Here is an 18,305-nt window from a genome sequence, read left to right as displayed (position 1 = left end):
GGCGGATTCATCGTCTTCCCGGGATGTATCTCGGCGCGACGGCCGGCGCCGGCCGGTTCACGGGGGCGGGGGTCGGGGCCGGGGCGTCCGCGGAAGATACCGGCGGAGGCCGGATCGCCCTTCTCGCCAACGGATTCGCCCGCGGGGGAGTCGCCGCCGGAGGCGGAGCCGGTGCCGTAGGCGCCGCGGAGACCGCGTCCGCCTTCGCCGGGGCGGATTCCCGCCGGGTGGACTCGGTGCGAAGCGAGGTGCCCGACGCCGCCGGCGGACCCGCGTACAGCGGCAACGTCAGATCCTGGCCGTCGGCGGAAAGGAGAAGGACATCCATCCGCACTTCCTTGACGGTAAATCCCGGGATCGTGTCGCCCGCCCGCAATTCCCACCGGTCGGTCCGCGTCCCTGCCTTGTTCACCACCACGCCCCGCAAACCGTCGCCGAAGTCGAGAACGCCCAGGAGCGAGAAACGGGAAAGCTCCGCATCGTAGTTGCGCGCAGGCGCCGCGGAAGCGGACTGCTCCCGGAACGGCTGGCGGTCCTGCCGGAACAACGGGCGCGCGGCCACGGCGGCCGCGACCGGCGACAGGTCGGGCGGGGACGCGGGATCCGGCGACGGGGCGCCCGGCTTCCAGGCGTCCTGCCGCGCTCCCCCCGCTTCCCCCTGCCCGCCGGCGCCGGATACGAGCGCCTTGCGGGTTTCCCATCCGAAGAAGGCCGCCAGGAGCAACAGGGCGAGAGTCAAGAGAGCCGGCCGTTTCACTCCTCGCCTCCCCCTTGCCCTTTTTCGTCCACCGCCGTCTGCGAGAGTCCCGCCACCACCATCGAAACGACGACCGCCTCCTTCCGCTGCGGCTGAGCGGCGTAGTACGATCCCGTCGACGCCGAGAGTTTCCGGACCCGGAGAATCTTCGGTTGCCGGGATATGTCCGAGAGCAGGAGGGCCAGCCCCTCGGTCGAAGCCTGTATCTCCATCTGGACGGCGATCTCCGCGTATGCCCCTTTCCGGACCGGCGGGAGCGAGCGGATCGACGTGACCCGGATCTCCGGCCGGTTGGTGAGCGGCTTCAGCACTCCCTGCAGGAAGACGCCGGCGGCGGAGGCGGTCTCTCCCGCGAGAAGCCCCTCTTCCCATTTCTCGAGCTGCTGCACCTGCAGGAACAGCTCCTCGTCCGCGCGCTCCTGTCCCTGGCGCATCGCATCGTACCGGGCGATTGTGGCCTGGCGATGGGGAATCGCGGCGCGATCCCTCACGTACCCCTCCCTCGCCGGCAGGACGACCCACTTCACGGCGACAAACGCCGCCACGCACAGCAGGCACGCCGACATCAGAGTCTTCTCCCTCGACGAAAGGGAGGCGAACCGGGCCGACAACGCGTTCATCGCGCTCACCGCTCCGCTCCCGCCGCCGTCGGCGTCCCGGCCGCGGGAACGTTCGGGACGTACTCCCCGCGGATCTTGAACCGCTCGATGTTGTCGGCCTGGCGCGTGATCGGGGCGGCGAACTCCACGGTCCGGAACCGGCCGTCGCGCGTGAGGGCGGGGAAGATCTCGCTCGCGGAGAGGGAGAGCCCCTCGATGTCCACTTTCCGCCCTTCCACCCGCAGCGAAAGGAGCCAGGTGCCGTTGGGCAGCCGATCCGTCAGCTCGCGCAGGACGATCAGCGTCTCGGGGGACGCGGACGCCTCCTCGCGCAGCGTGGTGATCTTCACCTGCGCCTCGTCGAGATCCGCCAGGCTCTCCTCGAACCGCTCCACGGAAGGGCGCAGTGCGGCGAGCTGCGCGTCGAGCCGCCGGACATCGTCCTTCGCCTTCCACGCCACGGCGGAAGGCCAGGCGAGCCCGAGCGCGAGCGCCGCCGCGGCCGCGGCACCGACGGCCGCGCGGGCGGCCCCCGACGGGGCGCCCTCCCGCTCCGGGGCGAACAGGTCCAGCCGCTCCCCTCCGACCGCCGCTCCGTGCGCGGCGACCAGGGCCATCGGATCGGCGATCGCGCCGCCCTCCCCCGCTCCCGCTCCGGACATCGCGGTCGCCGCCGCCGCCGCGAAACCTCCCTGGGGAGCCAGCGGGATCCCGCCGGCCTCGACGCCTCTCCCCCCTGCGCCGTACCATCCGTCCGGAGCGAACAGCCGGAGCGGCCCCTCCCCGAGCGACGCCGGCGGGTCCGAAAGGCCCGCGGCGGCGAGCGAGAGCCCCTCCGCGGCGGCGCCGCCCGCGGCGCACGGACGGGAGGCCGAGAAGAACGGCTCGCCGTGGGCGAAGAGCGTGCACTCCACCGCGGCGCCGGAACCGCGGATCACGGCGGCCGCGTTTCCCGCCCCGGCCTGCGCGCCGGAGATCCGCGCGACCGCGGCGCCGACCGCCCACGCGACGGGAACGGCGGCGGCAAGGGACAACCCCACGCGGGCGACGGTCTCCTCCCACCGGTCGATGTAGTCGGACCGCGCGGCGGCGACGACGAGCGGGACTTTTCCTCCGGAGGACGCGGGGAGACGACGGAAGGAGTAGCACAGCTCGGACGGGGGGACGGGGAACAGCCGCTCCAGCTCCATTCCGACGGCGTCCCGCAGATCCTTCCCCTTGAGCGGAGGGAAGGAGGCGCGCGCCAGGAAGACGCGGTCGGCGGGGAGGACGAGGACGGCCTCGCACCCGACCAGCCCGTTCCGCGCGACGAACTCCCCGAGGCCCCCCTCGGCCTCCTCGAGACGGAGCCCCTCCCTCTCCCCCTTCGACTCGTGAAAAAGAGGAGCGCAGGCAGGGGACACGCCTCCGACGCCGCGGCGCACCGCGACGATCGCCAGCCGCCCGCCCGACGGATCGATCCCGAGGACCGTCCGGAACAGCTTCACCCGTCCACCTCCAGCCACCCGAGTATCTTAACCTCTTTTTCCCCGCCGCCCCGGTATTCCGCAAGACACCGCACCACCCGCGTGACGCCATCGCCCGCCTTCCCGGTCGCCGTGACCGTCCAGACGTTCGATCCGTCTCCGCCGGACAGGAGCGCCAGCGACTGGGCGCCGATCTCCCCCGCTCCCGCCATCGCCGCGAGGTCGGCAGCCGATATCGGAGGATCCTGCGACCGACCGGCCAGGATGCTTTCGACCGCGCCCGGGGAGATGCCCGGCAGCGACCGGAGGACGATCTCCGGAGCGTGCCGGAAGCTCAGCTGGGGGGAGTTCCCGTGCACGGTGAACACCCGCGAGAGGAAGCGACGGTAGAATTCCGGAGTAACGCCCATCACGTACCGGAGCTCCTCGACGGACTGGAAGCGGCTGTTGCGGGGCATGACCGGCTCCGCGAGGTTCGCGTAGTCGCCCGCCTCGGCGCCTGCCGGCCGGGCGACGTCGTCCTCGTCCCTCCAGTCCAGGATCGCGTCCCGCAGCCGTTCCGCGTCGTCGTCCGGAAGCCCCCCTCCCGCAAGGACCCCCAGCAGCATCTCCTCCGGCACGAAGTTGATGTCGACCTTTCCGCTCTCCCGGTCCAACCGCACGACGTACGACGCGTCGTCGTCCTCCCCCGCGATCTCCATCCGCGCCAGGTTGTCCGCCGGCACGGTGGCGATGAGCATCAGCGCCCGGTCCACTCCGGTGCGCGCCTGGAAATAGGCGCGCGTCCCGTCGATGCCGTTCCGGGCGGCGAGCGCCTCCGTGCGCATGGTGAACGAGAACCCCAGCGCCAGCGTCCCCAGAAGGGCCAGGGCCCAAAGGACAAGAAGCTGCGCGAACCCCCGCCTCCCCCTCATCCCCCGCCCCCCCCCGCGACGGGAATCGGCACGACGAACGCGGTCTTTCGCGGCCCGGCCGCGGCGGGAACGGAGAACTCCACGCGCACGGCGGCGGGCAGTCTCCCCTCCTCCCTCGTGTCCCACGCGGGACGCCACTCCCATGCGCCATTTTCGTCCGGGCCGATCGAGTAGGCGAACGCGAGCTCCCCGGCTCCCGGCACCAGGAGGCGCGGGGAATCGTCGCCATCCCAGCCGCCCACCCCTTCCGGCCGGAACGGGGACGCCGTCGCGATCGCCAGCCCCGCCCCCGGGGCGTCGCGAAGCTCGAAGAACGACACCAGCCGCAACCCCCCCCCGCGGATCGTCTCGGGGACCGCCCCGGACAGGAACCGGAGCCGCTTCTCCTCGCCGACGAAGTAGAAGGTCGTGTTGTCCTCGACCGCGACGGGCAGCGGGTCGAGCGACCGGATCGCCCGCTCCACGATCCCTACCGCCGCGCGCAGCCGCGCGGATTCCCTCGCCACGGCTTCCCCCCGCTCGATCGATCCCGAGGCGAGCCGGATCCCCACCGCGACGCCGCCCGCGATCGCCGACAGGATCACGAGGGCGACCAGCAGCTCGAGGAGCGTGAATCCGCGGCGGCGCCGCCCCGGATCACCCGCCATCCGGCACCTTCCGTCGCCAGCGGGATGCCGCGAGGTCCATCGCGCGCTCCCTCCCGCCGTCGTCCCACGTAACCGTGACCCGGAACCGGACCTCGTCGTACGCCTCCTCCTCCCGCGGGACGAACACGGTCGTCAGCTTCCACCGGTACCCCTCGCCGAACGCCCCCTGCTCGGTCCCCTCGGCCGGACTGGGGGAAAGGAGCGCTTCCTCCATCCTCTGGCGCGCGTAGATCGACGCCGCGGAGGCGTCGCGGGATCCCGCGGACAGCCGCAGCGCCCCGGAGAAGAGGCGGGTCACCGCCACGATCCCGGCGGCGAAGATCGCCATCGCCACGACGACCTCCAGGAGCGTGAACCCCGCGGCGGAAACCTTCCTCGCGTTCACGATCCCGCCTCCGCGATCCCGGTCAGCGGTTCGACCGTGACCTTCAGGCCGCCGCCGTCTTCCGCCACCACCCGGATCTCCGCCTCCTCCGCGCTGCCGTCGGCGAAGAACCGCACCTTCACGGGCCCGCCGCCGTCCCCCTCCCCCGCGCCGTCTGGTTCCGCGAACCGGATCGTCTCCGGAAGACGGCGGACCGCGTCGTTGTCGATCCCGTACTCCCCGCTCTCGCGGTCGAACGTCACCGCCCGCTCCCGCGCCCCGGCGACCGCCATCGCGCGGGCCTTCGTGAAGGTCCCCCGCACGCCGGAGGCCGCGGAGCGCAGCCGGGAGGACGCGATCGTGCGGGAGAAGGAAGGGGCGACCAGCGCGGCCAGGATTCCGACCAGCGCAAGCACCACGACCATCTCGAGCAGCGTGAACGCCTTCCGCCACGGCATCAGAACGGCACCTCGTTCAGCCGGAAGATCGCCAGGAACATCGAGAAGACGATGAACCCGACGAGGAGCCCCATCGCCAGGATCACGGCCGGCTCGAGGATGGTGAGGAAGTTCTTCAGGCTCCGCCGGGCCTGGTCCTCGAAGGCGTCGGCGACCGACGCCAGCATCTCCTCGAGACGTCCCGTCTCCTCCCCCACGGCGATCATCTGGAGCGCCATCGGGGGGAAGGGGGTCGTCTCCTCGAGCGCCCGGGCCACCTTGGCGCCGCCCTGCACGCGCACCCTCGCCGCCTCCATCCCCTCCCGGATCGCCGCGTTTCCGCTGACTTCGCGCGCGATGACGAAGGCGGGAAGGATCGGGACCCCGCCCGACAGCAGCGACGACAGGGAGCGCATGACGCGGGAGGTTTCCAGCGCGGTGACGGTGGCGCCGACGAGCGGCCACTTCATCATCCCCCGGTCCCATTCCCTGCGCGATTCGGGGCGGGCGAGCCAGGAACGGAACAGCGCGACGAGGGCGGCCGACGCCGCGAGAAGGTAGAGGATGTTCCCGGAGAGGAACGAGCTGAACGCGAGGAGCGCCCGCGTCGGGAGCGGAAGGAGAACCCCCGAGGAGGCGAACACCCCGGCGAACCGGGGAACGACAAAGACGACCAGGAGGATCACCGAGACGACGGAAGCGGCCAGCAGGATCGCCGGATAGAGGAGCGACCCGAGCAGGTTGGATCGGAAATCCCGCGCCCGCTCCATGAACCGGTACGCCTGGTCGAGCGCCTCCTCGAGCCGGCCGGTCGACTGCCCCGCCTGGACCATCTGCACGAGGAAGCGGCTGAAGGGGGCGCCGGGGCTTTTCCGCATCGCGTCGGAGAGGGAGCTTCCGGAGCGGACCTCCCGGAGGAGGAAGACCGCCACCGCGCCCATCGGCCCGCCGCGGTACAGGTCGGCCATCATCTCGAGCGCGCGGTCGATCGGCACGCCGGCGACCAGCAGGGTCCGGAAACCGTGAAGGAACGGGAGAAGGTCCTTCCTCGGGCCGCGGATCCCGGCAGCGGGGGCGGAGCCGTCCCTCCGCTCCACGCCCGCCGATGCGGCCCAGACGCGGATCGGGACGAGGTTCATCTCCCGGAGGCGATCCCTGGCGGCGCGCTCCCCGGCCGCCTCGATCACCCCTTCCGTCACCTTCCCCACGACATCGGTGACCCTGTATCCGAAGACGGCCATCGCGTGGTCCTATCTACCCGGGAAACGGGCCGCCTAGCCCGCGCGGGTGACCCGGAGGACTTCCTCGATCGTGGTGATGCCGCGCTTCACCTTCTCCCAGCCGTCTTCCCGCAGCTGCCGCATCCCGGCGGCGACCGCCTTCGCGCGCAACGTTCCGGAGTCCGCCCGGGAGAGAATGAGGTCCCGGATCTCCCCGGTCACCGGGAGCAGCTCGAAGATCCCCGACCGGCCGCGGTAGCCGGTGCCGGCGCACGCCTCGCACCCTGCGCCTTGCCGCAGCTCCCCCTCCGGAACGAATCCGGCCTCCCGGAGCAGATCCTCCCGGAGCGCGGCCGAAACTTCCCGGGGGGCCGAGCAGCCGCCGCAGACCGTGCGTACGAGCCGCTGCGCGAGGACGCCGACCAGGCACGACGGCAGGAGGTACTCCTCGACCCCCATCTCGAGGAGCCGGGTAACCGCCCCGGGGGCGTCGTTGGTGTGCAATGTGGAAAGGACCATGTGACCCGTGAGGGCCGAGTGGATCGCGATTTCCGCGGTCTCGCGGTCGCGGATCTCTCCGACCAGTATGACGTCGGGGTCCTGCCGGACGATCGACCGGAGCCCCGATGCGAAGGTCAGCCCGATCTGCGGCTTCACCTGGATCTGGACCACCCCGGGAATCTGGTATTCGACCGGGTCCTCGATGGTGATGATCTTTCGCCCCGGAGACTTGATCTCCTGGAGGGCCGCGTAGAGGGTGGTCGTCTTCCCGCTGCCGGTGGGACCGGTGACCAGGATCATCCCGTACGGGGCCGACACCATCGGACGGAACGCCGAGAGCGTGTCGGGGAAGAAGCCGAGCGTCCCCATGTCGAGCGGCACGGAAGCCTGGTCGAGGATGCGGATGACCACGCTCTCCCCGTGGAGCGTGGGAATGGTCGAGACGCGGAAATCGATCTCCTTGCCCCCGATGCGCAGTTTCACGCGCCCGTCCTGCGGGAGCCGGCTCTCCGCGATGTTGAGCCGCGACATGATCTTCACGCGGGAGATGATGGCCGTCTGCAGGCGCCGCGGCGGGGACTCCACGTCCTCCAGGATCCCGTCGATGCGGTAGCGGACGCGGAGCACCTTCTCGTACGGCTCCAGGTGGATGTCGCTCGCGCCGCGCTCGATCGCCCGCGCCATGACGAAGTTCACCAGCCGGATGATGGGCGCCTCGGAGGCGACGCCGATCAGCTGCTCCACCCGTTCGTCGCCGGTCGTCCCGGGCGATTCGTCCCCGACCTGCTCGACCAGACTCCCCATCGAGGAGCCGGCCTCCCCGTACGCCTTCTCGATCGCCTCGCGGATCTCCTCCTCGGTCCCGGCCACGACCTCCACGCGCTTCCCCGTGGCCTTGGCCACGGCCTCCCTTGCGTCCGCGTCCAGCGGATCGGCCATTGCGACGGTGAGCGTGCCGTCGTCCAGCGACAGGGGAAAAAGCATCCTTGCGCGCAGGAAGGAAAGCGGGAGGGCGTCGCCCGTGGCGGGACGCTCCGCTTCGGGATCGTTCCGGAAGGCCGGGATGCCGCAAAGCTCCTGGTAGGCGCTGCGCAGTCGTTCGGGAGAGACGAGGCCGCGGGCCACGAGAAGGCGGGGAAACGCCGCCCCTTCCGTCCGCGCGAGCCCGGTCAGCTGCGGCTGCTCCGCCGAGGGGACGGAGAGCGAGGAGAGCAAACGTTCGTTGAAAACCTTTCTGCCGATCACGGGAGCTCCCATGACGCTATCCTACCTCAAGAACGCCATGCGATCCTCATGTCGCCTCAATGGCCCCATCCCGTCCCGCCCCCCTCCGTTCGAGGATCCGCTCCAGGGCCGCTTCGAGTTCCTTCGTGGAAAACGGCTTCGTGAGGAAGGTGTGGATCCCCGCGGCCAACGCCTCTTTCGACATGTCCTTCCCGGCGTGCGCGGTGATCAGGACGGTTCCCGCGCTTTCCGAAGACTTCAGGACCTTGCGGAGGAACGAGAGCCCGTTTTCCCCAGGGAGCAGGTAGTCGCTGATCACCGCGTCGAACCTGCCTTGCGTTACCGCCTCACCGGCTTCCTCGGCGCTGCCGTACGTCTCCACATGCCCACCCCTGACCCGCAGGAAGAGCGCCAGGGATTCCCGAAGCAGCGTGTCGTCCTCGATGATCGCTATCCTTGCCCCGGCCAATCGTCCCGGCATCCGCCATCCCTCCGTTCAAATTCCTCCAACGACAGATACGAGCATGGAACGTGCCGTAGGGTATCCCCGCCGAATGAAACGTTTTCCGTATATTTTACATGAAGATACGCTACCAATCGGGCGCCTCGGAAAAACAGGGGATGGAGGAACTCTAAGAAATCTCACTCGCAATTTCGAAGAATCGTCAATTCCCGGGGCAAGGTCAGAGGCCAAGCTTCCTCCTTCGGTAACGGAACGTGTGGTAGTTGATGGCCAGCAGCTGGGCCGCCCTGGTCTCGTTCCCCCCGGCGAGCCGAAGCGCATCGCCGATATATCGCTTTTCGATCGATTCGAGTATCGACGCAAGGTTCACCCCGGAGGACGAAAGGGGCGGCGCCGGGATCCCGTTTCCGGTTCCGGCGGGCCGCGCTCCAGCCCCTCCCGGACCGAGCCGAAGGTCCGCAGCCGACACTTGGGTTCCCTTCCCGGTCAGGACCGCCCGCTCCACTACGTTGCGGAGCTCCCGCACGTTCCCCTCCCACGCGTGGGACAGGAGCGACTCCTCGGCCTCGGGGGAGAAACCGGCGACGGCCCTCCCGAACTTCCCGGAGAACTCGACGAGGAAGTGGCGTGCGATCGGCAGGATGTCGTCCGGCCGTTGCGCAAGGGCGGGGACGGCGACCCGCACGACAGCGAGGCGGTAGTACAGATCCTCGCGGAAAGAACCCTTCTCCATCAGCTCCTCGATCGCCTTGTTCGTGGCCGAAACCACCCGGGCGGAGGCGCGGAAGCGGCGCGTCCCTCCGACGCGGTAGAACTCCCCGTCCTCCAGGAAGCGGAGCAGTTTCGACTGGGCCTCGGGGCTCAGGTCCCCGACCTCGTCGAGGAACAGCGTCCCGCCCGACGCCTCCTCCACCAGCCCCTTCTTCCCGGTGTGCGCGGCGCCGGTGAAAGCGCCCTTCTCGTACCCGAAGAGCTCGCTTTCCAGCAGCTCCCTCGGGATGGCCGCGCAGTTGACGCTCACCAGCGGTCCGCGGAAGTTCGGGCTCCGGTAATGGATGGCGGCCGCGACCAGCTCCTTCCCCGTTCCCGTGGGCCCGAGAATGAGGACCGGGGTGTCGGGGCTCTTCGCGACGGATTCGACGAACTCCATCACATCGCGGATCGCGTGGCTCTCCCCGATAAAGAGGGGGACGTTGTCCCGGAGGCACCGCTCCTGCAGCTCCCGCACCTCTTTCTGGAGGCGGACCGTCTCCAGCGCCTTTTCGACCGACGCCTCCACCGTTTCCGCGTGCAGCGGCTTCACGACGTAGTCGAACGCGCCACCCTTCATCGCCGCCACGACCGTCTGCACGTCCTCGTACGCGGTGATCACGATCACCAGGATCTCCGGGCGCAGGGACTTGACCGCGCGGAGCCCCTCGATCCCGCTCATGCCGGGCAGCCCGATGTCCATCAGGACCAGGTCGGGCGGATCCTCCTTCACGCCCTCCACGGCGGATTCCGCATCGCCGAACGCCCGCACGCGGTACCGCGGCTCCAGCGCGATCCGGATTCCCTCCCGCACGCTCTCCTCGTCGTCGACGACGAATACCTTCCAGGGTTCTATGTCGGGCTCCTTTCCTCTTTCAGCGGAAGTTCGATGCGGAACTCCGCGCCGCCCCCCTCCGCGGGACGCACCGACAGCCGGCCGCCGTGGTCGGAGACGATCCGGTTGCTGAAGGAGAGGCCGATCCCGTGCCCTTCCCTCCGGGTCGTGTAGAACGGCTCGAAGATCCTTTCCCGCAGATGTTCGGGAACGCCGGGCCCCGTATCGGCCACCCGGATGACCGCCTTGTCCCCCACCCGCTCCGCCCCGACGGTGATCGTCCCCTTTCCGTCCATTGACTCCATCGCCTGCATGGCGTTCGTGATCAGGTTCAGGACGACCTGCTCGAGGAGGGCGGGGTCCCCATGGCACGGAAGCGGCTCCGGGGACAGGGCCTCGCGGAACTCCACCTTCCCCTTGCGACGCGTCATTTCCGAGATGGAGAGCGCTTCCCGGACGACCCGGTTGATATCCACCCGGTCCATCCGCGGCGGCGCCGGCTTCGAGAACTCCATCACGCGCCGGATGACGGAGGAGATCTTCTCCGAAGCCGCCTTCGCCTGCGCGACGACCGTCTCGATCTTCTCCCGTTCATCCGGTTCCAGCCCTTCCGCCCTCCGGCAGAGCAGCTCGAGCGTTGAGATGTTGATGTTGATCCCGGAGAGGGGGTTTCGGATCTCGTGGGCGATCCCCGCCGCGAGCTGCCCGATCGAGGCGAGCTTCTCGCGCGCGGTCACGGCTTGCTCCAGCTCCTTCACCCGGGTGATGTCCACCGTGTCGACCAGGAGCGACGCGACCCCCCGGAAGACGACCGGGTTCGCCTGGCAATGGAGCCACCGGACCGACCCGCGCCCCCCGCCCCCTTCCGGGACGAGGAGGCGGACGTCCACCTCCAGCCGTTCCGGCCCGGGGTGCGCGGCGGCGGCGCAGAGCCGTTCGAACTCCCCGGCGTCGTCCGGGTGGACCTGCCCGAGCTCGCGGAAAGGGATCCCGTCGGGAATTTTCCCTGTAATCCTCTCCTGCCGCGGGTTGTGGAAGACGATCCGCCCGTCGGCGACGATCAGGATGCCGACCATGGAGTTCTCCACCAGGGAGCGGAAACGGTCCTCGCTTTCCTGGAGCGCCTCCAGGGCCAGCAGGCGGGACAGCGCGGCGCCGATGTTCTCGGCGACCCGCTCGAGCTGGGACAGCAGGTGCGGGTGGAACACCCCCTTCCGCCGGTCGTTGAACTGCAGCAGCCCGAAGGCGACGTCGCCCAGGCGCAAGGGGACCAGCGCGATCGACTCGTACCCTTGCCGGACGCACCGGCCGCGGGTGACGAGCGCTCTCGCCGCCTCGTTCCCGGCGACGAGGTCCGAGGCGCCGTTGGTCCAGAACGTCCCGTAAGGGGTGAAGAACGCACGGCACGGATCTCCCTTCCCGGCGATGACCGCCCCGCAGGCGCATTCGTACGGCGGATTCTCCCCGTTTCCCCCCCCGGATGCCGCGCCCCGGTCCCCGGCACAAAGGCTCATCTCGGCCTCGACGAATTCCTGCGGGAAGCCGCGCGCCTCGAAGTACGGGTAGTCGGCGCCCCGGCGGTACCGGATCCCGATCGCCTTGAACCCGAACCGCTCCTGGAGGAACACCGAGACGGACGAGAGGAAATCCCGGACCGACTCCTTGGAGTGGGTGAGGTGGTGGAGGTCCAGGATCAGCTCCCGCATCTCCACCGCCCGCTGCCGCTCGGCCAGCTCCTTCTCCAGCCGCTCGTTCACGGCGCGCAGCTCCGCCGTCCGCTCCGAGACCCTCGTCTCCAGACCGTCCCTCGCGGCGCGAAGCTCCTCCTCGCTCCTCTTCAAGTTCCGGAACAGCAGCCCGTAGGGACGGATGAGACCGGTGGTGACGACCGCGAGGTAGACCAGGTAGAAAGAGACCACCTTGAGATAGTGCCCGATCACGCTGTTGTAGATGTAGGCGTCGCGGTACAGGTCGGCCGACATCTCCGCGGCAATCGAGAAGAGTACGGAGAGGACAAGGAGGCGCAGCACCTTCCGGTCGAATTTTTCGCGCGCCAGCCAGAGGGTGCCGATCGAGAGCAGCTGGATGGCGGACACGATGTGGTCGCTCAGCGCCTTGGCGGACGTCAATCCCTTGTCGGGCACGTAGAAGTCCTGGAGAACCCCCTGATGCACCGCGGCGACCAGCAGGACGGCCGCCGTCGCGAAGCCGGCCAGGACGATCCCCGGGCGGGTCTTCCGGTACGCGAACACGGGAGCGGCGACGAGGGCGAAGCTCTGGAGGTATCGCGCGGCGAACCACAGCTCTATCGAGACGCCGTGGCTCTCCCGCGAGATGGTGCCGGCGAAGGAAAGGGTGTGCAGGTAGTCGATCGCCCCTACGAACAGGTAGGCGATCCCGAGGAAGACGAAGTAGTGGTTGTCGATCAATTCCCGGGCGTTCCACGTCAGCATGAAGATGCCGCACGCCACGATCACGCTGAACATCTCGGTGATGTCGTGGGAAAGGACCGGGTTGTTCCTGTACGCCGCGTAGAGGATCGCGGGGACCAGCAGCCCCACGACGCCAAACCGGATCCACTGTTCCCGCGGGAAGACGGTCCGTTCGACCGCGGATTCGTTCACCGGTTCCCGCCCTCCGGGTCGCAAAGCGCGATCGACGAGGCGGCGAGGGCCGCCAGCAGCGGATCCGCCGCCGACCGCGAGAGGTCCCCGGCGACCCCCACGACGCATCCGCCGGCCCGCGCCAGCCAAAGAATTCCGGACGGGAGCGACGCCCTGAAGAGGTTGGGGGCGGCCGCGGAGAAGCCGGGAAGCTCCTTCCCGATCCGCTCGAGACGGCGATCCCCCCCGGCCGGCCCGACCGGCGGCGGCAGCAGCGCGAGTCGTCCGGAGGACGACGGGCCGGCGAACTTCGCCTCGAAACCGGGAGCGAGGCACTCGTACCCCATCATGGCCTTCTTCTGGTAGAGGACGGTCCCGGGAATCCGGCCCGGGAACCGGTCGAGGATGCGGGCCTCCTCCGGCGGGGCGCCTTCTCCGTGGAGAGCATCGACGACCGCCTTCGCGAGATCCAGCACGAGGCGGCGGGAATCCTCGCCCGGCTTCGCCCGCAGCCGGACGAACGTGTCCCCCCGGTAGAAATCCGCCGACGTGTCGGAAACCACGACCTCGGAAGGAGGCACGGAGACGGCCTCCTGGTCCGGATACCGGTGCTGGGACCAGATCCCGAACGCGTCCCTCGCGGAGCCCATCCGGAACAGCTCCAGCCGGACTTCCGATCCGGGCAGCGACCGGTCGCCCACGACCGCCACCGTCAGCCGCCGCATCCCGTACGGGAGGAACAGCTCCGCCTCCCCGTCGATCTCCTCGTACAGCCGTTCCGGCCCGAACGTCCGCACCGACCCGATCCGCTCCCAGACGCCGGCGGCGCCGAGGACGGAAATCGCTGGGTGAGGCATGGCCTCCGCGCAATTCCCGGAGTCGGGCAACGGAACGAGGAGGGCGATACCGAACAGGAGAACGGGGAGTAGCGGGGGGCGGAGAGGGGGGGGAGGCAAGTCGTCCCTCACCCGGACAACGCGGTGTGGGCCCGGCGGGATAAGCGCGCCACCGGCAGGCGCAGCGGGCAGGAGACCGCGCACGACGAGCACTCCCCGCACGCCGCGGCGTTCCGGCCGGGGGGAAGAGCGGCGTACGAGGCGCGCGCGAACGCTTCCTGGCGGTATCCGTCGCGGTACGCGAGCGTCCGGAGGACCGACGGCACGTCGACGCCGTTGGGGCAGGCGCCGTCGCACGCGCCGCACAGGGAGCAGTGCCGGTCCCCGATCTCCATCGCGTAGCGGCGGAGGGCGACCCGGTCGGAAAACGTAAGCCGCCTCCCCCGCGCGCCGAGATTGTCGGTAAGCTGCGCGTACGTCGTCATGCTCGGGATCGTCGTGGCGACGCCGGGATTCGAAAGAACCCACGCCAGCGCGGCCTGGTGCGGGCTCGCCCCGCCGGGGGGCGACGGGTACCCCCCCGCCTGCGTCTTCATCGCGACGACCCCGACCCCCGACGCGCCGACCGACCGTATCGCGTTGGACAATCCTTCGCTCAACCCCAGCGCTCCCTTGACCGCGGCGGTCACACCGGAGTCGGAGCGGAAGTTGTACGCCACGAGGACCGTCTTGTAGAAGCCGTGCTTCCGGACGGCCCGGAGCACGGTCTCCTGTCCGGAGTGGGTCGTCACCCCGGCGACGCGGATCTTCCCTTGGTCGATGAGCATCCGGAGCGCTTCGCGGGCGCGGGGGTCGGTCACCTCCTCCTCGGTCGAAATCCCGTGGAGCTGCAGGACGTCGATGACGTCGACCTTGAGCGACCGGAGGCTGTTCTCCGCCGACCGGATCATCTCGGCCGGAGGGGCGATGTGGACCTTGGTCGCCAGCACCACCTTGTCGCGGACGCCCGCGATCGCGCGCCCGACGATCCGCTCGTTCTCTCCCCCCATGTAGCAGTCGGCCGTGTCGATGTAATCCACTCCGCGGTCGATGGCGGCGCGGATCACCTCCGGGTCGCGGGTGATCATCGCGCCGAACCCGACGGTCGACACGCGGAAGCCGGTCTTCCCGAGGGGCCGCTTCTCCTCCGTGGCGGGGGGAAGGGATTCCGCCGCGGACGGCAACGGAGGCGCGGCGGCGACCGCGCCCGCGGCGACGACCATTTTCAGGAAATCCCTTCGTGTGGCGCAGGGGGGAGGGGTTCGCGTCACGTACGCCTCCATGGCGATGTTCCCTTCACTATACCGGAAATGAAACCGGGGGCGCGGGCTTTGAAACCCGCACCCCCGGGAAGGAGCGAAGCCGCCGAGGCTACTTCGACGCCGTCTTCTTCTCCATCGCGTCGCTTACGACCTTGATCCCCCTCTTCGACTCCTCGACCGAACGGGTCAGCGACTCCCGCGCGAGCGACGGGTTGTGGAAGCCGTCGGAGTTCTCCGCCGTCCACCACTCCCACAGGATGTGCGCCTTCTGGTGCTGCTCCTGCGCCTCCCGGAGCGCCTCGGCCGGGATCCCCGCCTTCTTCCCCTCCACGATCTTGTCGATCAGCGCGGAGAGCCAGTACTCGGCCTTCCGCATCTTCCCCTTGGTGAAGTTGCGGATCGAATCGATCTCGTACGCCGCCTGCAGCTCCGTGAGCTTCGGGTGGCATTTCGAGGTCAGGCACGTCTGCTTCAGGTAGTTCCTCGGACTCGTCTGCCAGTGCGAGGTGTACACCTTCCCCGCGGCGTTGCGGACCTTCGGCATGTGGCAGCTGTCGCAGCTCGCCCCCGCCCTGTCGTGCGTCGACCCCCAGAACGTCTCCGCCTCCGGGTGCTGCGCCTTCCATAGCAGACCCCCCGTCAGCCCGTGCTTGAAATCCCGGAATCCCAGGTCGTTGTAATGGTCGTAGATCGAGAGGACGTTCTTGAACGGGAAGTGGTTCGTTCGCTGATCCGGGGCCTTGATGGAGTATTCGCCGGTCTTCGGGTCGAACCCCGGGTTGCAGTTGTATTCCACGTGGCACTGCCCGCACTGCAGCTTCGCGTCGTACTTCGAAAGCAGCGCGATCTTGCGGAAACCGCCGCGGAACTCCTTCACGTCGATCTTCGTGGCCTTGGGGTCCTTGTGCCAGAGCGTGTCCTTCTCCGGGCGGGTCAGCGCCTGGATCAGGCCGTCGCGCACGATCCGCGGCTTCGCCGCGTGCGGGTCGTGGCACATGAAGCAGTTGAGCGAATGGTTCAGGTCCTTTACGAACTCCACCACGTTGGACGAGCGGTCCCACTTCGCCTTCTCGTCCTTGTCCCCCATGTATTTCCACTTGAGGATCTGGTCCTGCGTCTTGCACTGCAGGCAGGTGGGGTTGGCGGCGGGGGCGCTCTCGGGAAGGAACGCCTTGTGCTCCTTGCTATCCGGGTATTTATCCACCAGGACGTCCCACGCCGCGACCGGCCCCGGCTGCGACACGTATCCCCAGCCGTCCTTCGCCTGGAACCTCCCGCCGTACGCCCGGTCGACGATCAGGTGGTCGACGAGCATGTAGGCGTGGCTGCGGGGGTTGGCGTGCTCCTTGGTGAAGCCGTGCCCCATCATCAGCTTGTCCCAGTACGGGTTCGGGGACCGCTCGGTGAGGAGCGACTTCTCGGTCCGGGCCGTCTTCTTCAGGTTCAAGGTGCCGAAGCTGGCGTACTGGTCCGGGTGGCAGCCGCCGCACGTCTCGAGATCCACGCGCGTGACCGGCCGCTTGTCGCTGTCCTTCAGGTGGTCGGCCGTCCCGTCGTGGCACCCGGCGCAGTTGACCTTCGCGTGCTTGCCGTCCTTCTTCAGCGCCTGGATCTCGTCGTGGCACTCGAAGCACTTCTCCTCCTTGACGGGAGGATCCGCCGGCTTCGCGGCCTTCGGGACCGCGCGGACCGTCATCGGCCCGTAGATCTCCGCCTCGCTGCCGACGTCGGAGCTCCCTTTCGGTTCCCCCATCGCGCTGCCGGACAACAGGTACGCAGACAGGGCGCCCACCAGGACGACCACGACCCATGCAGACCGCTTCATCCTTCCCCTCCTCCTCGGGGTTCTTCGCCCCCGGCGAACTGGATACAGTATACACTCGCGATTCTCCATGGGAACCACCGGGCCCGCCTTGATCCAGGTCAAAAACCGGCCCGAAAACGGCATTTCCTCCGCCCCGGCGCGGGTGGAATCCGAAATCGCCAAGCGGGCGGCAATCTCCCGGACCGAATCATTACGATATTGCAATCACCCTTTCGCCGATGAAAGATCCCGGCTGAATCCACGGGAAAAAGGCGACGGGAAAAACTCTTGATAGATACTTAACCAATTATATTTCAATCGGTTTTTCACACCCACCTCAACGCCTTCCTCCACGGCACGCAACTTGAGACATGCAAGGTTAACGGTCCAAAAAAAGGAACTCCACGGGACCGGGAGGGGCAGCCATGATACGGAAGATCCCAACGGGTTTCCTCCTGGCGATTTTCGGAGCAGTCCTTCTCTTCGGGTGCGGGGGCGGCGGCGGATCGTCCGAGAGCCCGTCCGTTCCTCCGGCCGGGCCCGTTTCCATGCTTTCCTGGGCTCCCCCGGCGACCTTCGCCGACAATGTCGCGATGGACCCCTACAGCGATCTTGAGTACTATGAGTTGTACGTGCGGACGGACACGAACTTCAGCGACAGCGACCTGCCGATCGCCGAGGTCGCGGCCGTCGCCGAGGTTCCTTCGCCGGACAGACTTTCGGTGGCAAAGGCGCTGGTCACGGAATTCGCGCTGGAGCTGATTCCGGGCGTGCCGGCCGGAAGCCGCGTCTACGTATCGATGAAAGCGGTCGGAATCGACCGGCAGAGATCCGCATTCATGGCCCCGGTCACCTGGGACCGGCTGTAGCATTTCGAGGGGGCGATGACCATGCGTAGATCCGGATGCTGCCTTCTGACGCTCGGGGTCCTGCTGCTCGCCATCGGTAGCGCGTCCGCGGAAATCCGGATCGTCTCGTGGGACCCGGTGCCCACCTATACCGACACCCCGGCGATCGAAGCCGGGAAAACCGTCACCTACACGATGTACTGGAGCACGGACCCGGCGCTTCCCGCGGCGTCCCTCCGCCAGATCGCATCCGGGCTCACGACGACCTCCACCACCTTCGATCCGGGGCTCCAGGGGATGACCCGGGGCGGCACCGTCTACTTCACCGGCAAAACCGTCCTCGGCACCGGCGAGGAGTCCGCGCTCTCGCCCGCGATTTCGTGGATCGTCCCGATCGTGACTGCGCCGACCCTCTCCTCGATCGCCGTCAGCGGGGCCGCTTCCGTCAACGAGGGAGCCACCGCCACCTACACCGCCACCGCCACCTGGAGCGACGGATCCACCTCCGCCGTAACGCCTACCTGGTCCGTCACCACCGCGTACGCCACCATCAGCAGTTCCGGACTCCTCACCGCGGCGACCGTCTCCGCCACCCAGACCGTCACGGTGTCCGCCTCCTACACCTCGGGGTCCGTCACCCGCACCGCCTCCCAGAGCGTCTCCATCGTCAACGTGCCGCCCACCCTCTCCTCGATCGCCGTCAGCGGAGCCGCTTCCGTCAACGAGGGGGCCACTG

At 68.8% G+C, this 18,305-nt stretch carries 17 protein-coding genes; 2 read left to right on the top strand and 15 right to left on the bottom strand.

What is annotated here, in order from left to right; translation table 11 throughout:
- Positions 1 to 7 precede the first annotated feature (7 nt).
- The 15 genes from HZB86_05955 to HZB86_05885 all read right to left on the bottom strand — a co-directional run bounded on the left by HZB86_05955 (position 8) and on the right by HZB86_05885 (position 16,742).
- The gene (locus tag HZB86_05955; GenBank protein ID MBI5905078.1) at positions 8 to 757 is read right to left on the bottom strand and encodes a hypothetical protein; all 750 of its coding nucleotides are present in this window, start codon (positions 755 to 757) and stop codon (positions 8 to 10) included.
- Positions 754 to 1,386 carry a hypothetical protein gene (locus HZB86_05950; GenBank protein ID MBI5905077.1) on the bottom strand — a complete coding sequence of 211 codons (633 nt, stop codon included), beginning with the start codon at positions 1,384 to 1,386 and terminating at the stop codon, positions 754 to 756. Before HZB86_05950 ends, HZB86_05955 begins: the two co-directional genes overlap by 4 nt.
- The gene (locus HZB86_05945; GenBank protein MBI5905076.1) at positions 1,383 to 2,843 is read right to left on the bottom strand and encodes a hypothetical protein; all 1,461 of its coding nucleotides are present in this window, start codon (positions 2,841 to 2,843) and stop codon (positions 1,383 to 1,385) included. The genes HZB86_05950 and HZB86_05945 overlap by 4 nt, the downstream gene beginning before the upstream one ends.
- Entirely contained in the window at positions 2,840 to 3,736 is an 897-nt protein-coding gene (locus HZB86_05940; protein MBI5905075.1) for a general secretion pathway protein GspK, read from the bottom strand. Before HZB86_05940 ends, HZB86_05945 begins: the two co-directional genes overlap by 4 nt.
- Complete coding sequence (locus tag HZB86_05935; protein ID MBI5905074.1) at positions 3,733 to 4,383, bottom strand: prepilin-type N-terminal cleavage/methylation domain-containing protein; 651 nt, start codon at positions 4,381 to 4,383, stop codon at positions 3,733 to 3,735. Before HZB86_05935 ends, HZB86_05940 begins: the two co-directional genes overlap by 4 nt.
- Positions 4,373 to 4,768: a prepilin-type N-terminal cleavage/methylation domain-containing protein gene (locus HZB86_05930; GenBank protein MBI5905073.1), complete on the bottom strand. Its 396-nt coding sequence runs from the start codon at positions 4,766 to 4,768 to the stop codon at positions 4,373 to 4,375. Before HZB86_05930 ends, HZB86_05935 begins: the two co-directional genes overlap by 11 nt.
- Positions 4,765 to 5,205, bottom strand: coding sequence for a prepilin-type N-terminal cleavage/methylation domain-containing protein (locus tag HZB86_05925; GenBank protein MBI5905072.1), 441 nt, complete (start codon positions 5,203 to 5,205; stop codon positions 4,765 to 4,767). The genes HZB86_05930 and HZB86_05925 overlap by 4 nt, the downstream gene beginning before the upstream one ends.
- Positions 5,205 to 6,425 carry a type II secretion system F family protein gene (locus tag HZB86_05920; GenBank protein MBI5905071.1) on the bottom strand — a complete coding sequence of 407 codons (1,221 nt, stop codon included), beginning with the start codon at positions 6,423 to 6,425 and terminating at the stop codon, positions 5,205 to 5,207. The genes HZB86_05925 and HZB86_05920 overlap by 1 nt, the downstream gene beginning before the upstream one ends.
- A 33-nt stretch (positions 6,426 to 6,458) precedes the next feature.
- Positions 6,459 to 8,162 (bottom strand): type II secretion system ATPase GspE, encoded by a 1,704-nt coding sequence (gene gspE, locus HZB86_05915; GenBank protein MBI5905070.1) that lies wholly within the window; start codon positions 8,160 to 8,162, stop codon positions 6,459 to 6,461.
- A 34-nt stretch (positions 8,163 to 8,196) separates the two neighbouring features.
- Positions 8,197 to 8,610, bottom strand: a complete 414-nt coding sequence (locus HZB86_05910; protein MBI5905069.1) for a response regulator — start codon at positions 8,608 to 8,610, stop codon at positions 8,197 to 8,199.
- Positions 8,611 to 8,812: 202 nt separating this feature from the next.
- Positions 8,813 to 10,198: a sigma-54-dependent Fis family transcriptional regulator gene (locus HZB86_05905; protein MBI5905068.1), complete on the bottom strand. Its 1,386-nt coding sequence runs from the start codon at positions 10,196 to 10,198 to the stop codon at positions 8,813 to 8,815.
- The gene (locus HZB86_05900; protein MBI5905067.1) at positions 10,195 to 12,801 is read right to left on the bottom strand and encodes a PAS domain S-box protein; all 2,607 of its coding nucleotides are present in this window, start codon (positions 12,799 to 12,801) and stop codon (positions 10,195 to 10,197) included. The genes HZB86_05905 and HZB86_05900 overlap by 4 nt, the downstream gene beginning before the upstream one ends.
- Positions 12,798 to 13,637 carry a hypothetical protein gene (locus tag HZB86_05895; GenBank protein ID MBI5905066.1) on the bottom strand — a complete coding sequence of 280 codons (840 nt, stop codon included), beginning with the start codon at positions 13,635 to 13,637 and terminating at the stop codon, positions 12,798 to 12,800. The genes HZB86_05900 and HZB86_05895 overlap by 4 nt, the downstream gene beginning before the upstream one ends.
- Positions 13,638 to 13,744: 107 nt before the next feature.
- Positions 13,745 to 14,938, bottom strand: coding sequence for an aldo/keto reductase (locus HZB86_05890; GenBank protein ID MBI5905065.1), 1,194 nt, complete (start codon positions 14,936 to 14,938; stop codon positions 13,745 to 13,747).
- A gap of 88 nt (positions 14,939 to 15,026) precedes the next feature.
- Positions 15,027 to 16,742 carry an ammonia-forming cytochrome c nitrite reductase subunit c552 gene (locus HZB86_05885; protein MBI5905064.1) on the bottom strand — a complete coding sequence of 572 codons (1,716 nt, stop codon included), beginning with the start codon at positions 16,740 to 16,742 and terminating at the stop codon, positions 15,027 to 15,029.
- 404 nt (positions 16,743 to 17,146) lie between these two features.
- Here HZB86_05885 and HZB86_05880 point away from each other — a divergent pair, with 404 nt between their 5' ends.
- Positions 17,147 to 17,590, top strand: a complete 444-nt coding sequence (locus tag HZB86_05880; GenBank protein ID MBI5905063.1) for a hypothetical protein — start codon at positions 17,147 to 17,149, stop codon at positions 17,588 to 17,590.
- 21 nt (positions 17,591 to 17,611) lie between these two features.
- A partial coding sequence (locus HZB86_05875) for a hypothetical protein (protein MBI5905062.1) occupies positions 17,612 to 18,305 on the top strand: 694 nt, incomplete at its 3' end.

The sequence above is a fragment of the Deltaproteobacteria bacterium genome (genome assembly GCA_016234845.1).
GTDB lineage: Bacteria > Desulfobacterota > Deferrimicrobia > Deferrimicrobiales > Deferrimicrobiaceae > JACRNP01.
The sequence above is the reverse complement of the archived record's forward strand: the minus strand, read 5'-3'. Positions and strand labels throughout refer to the sequence as shown.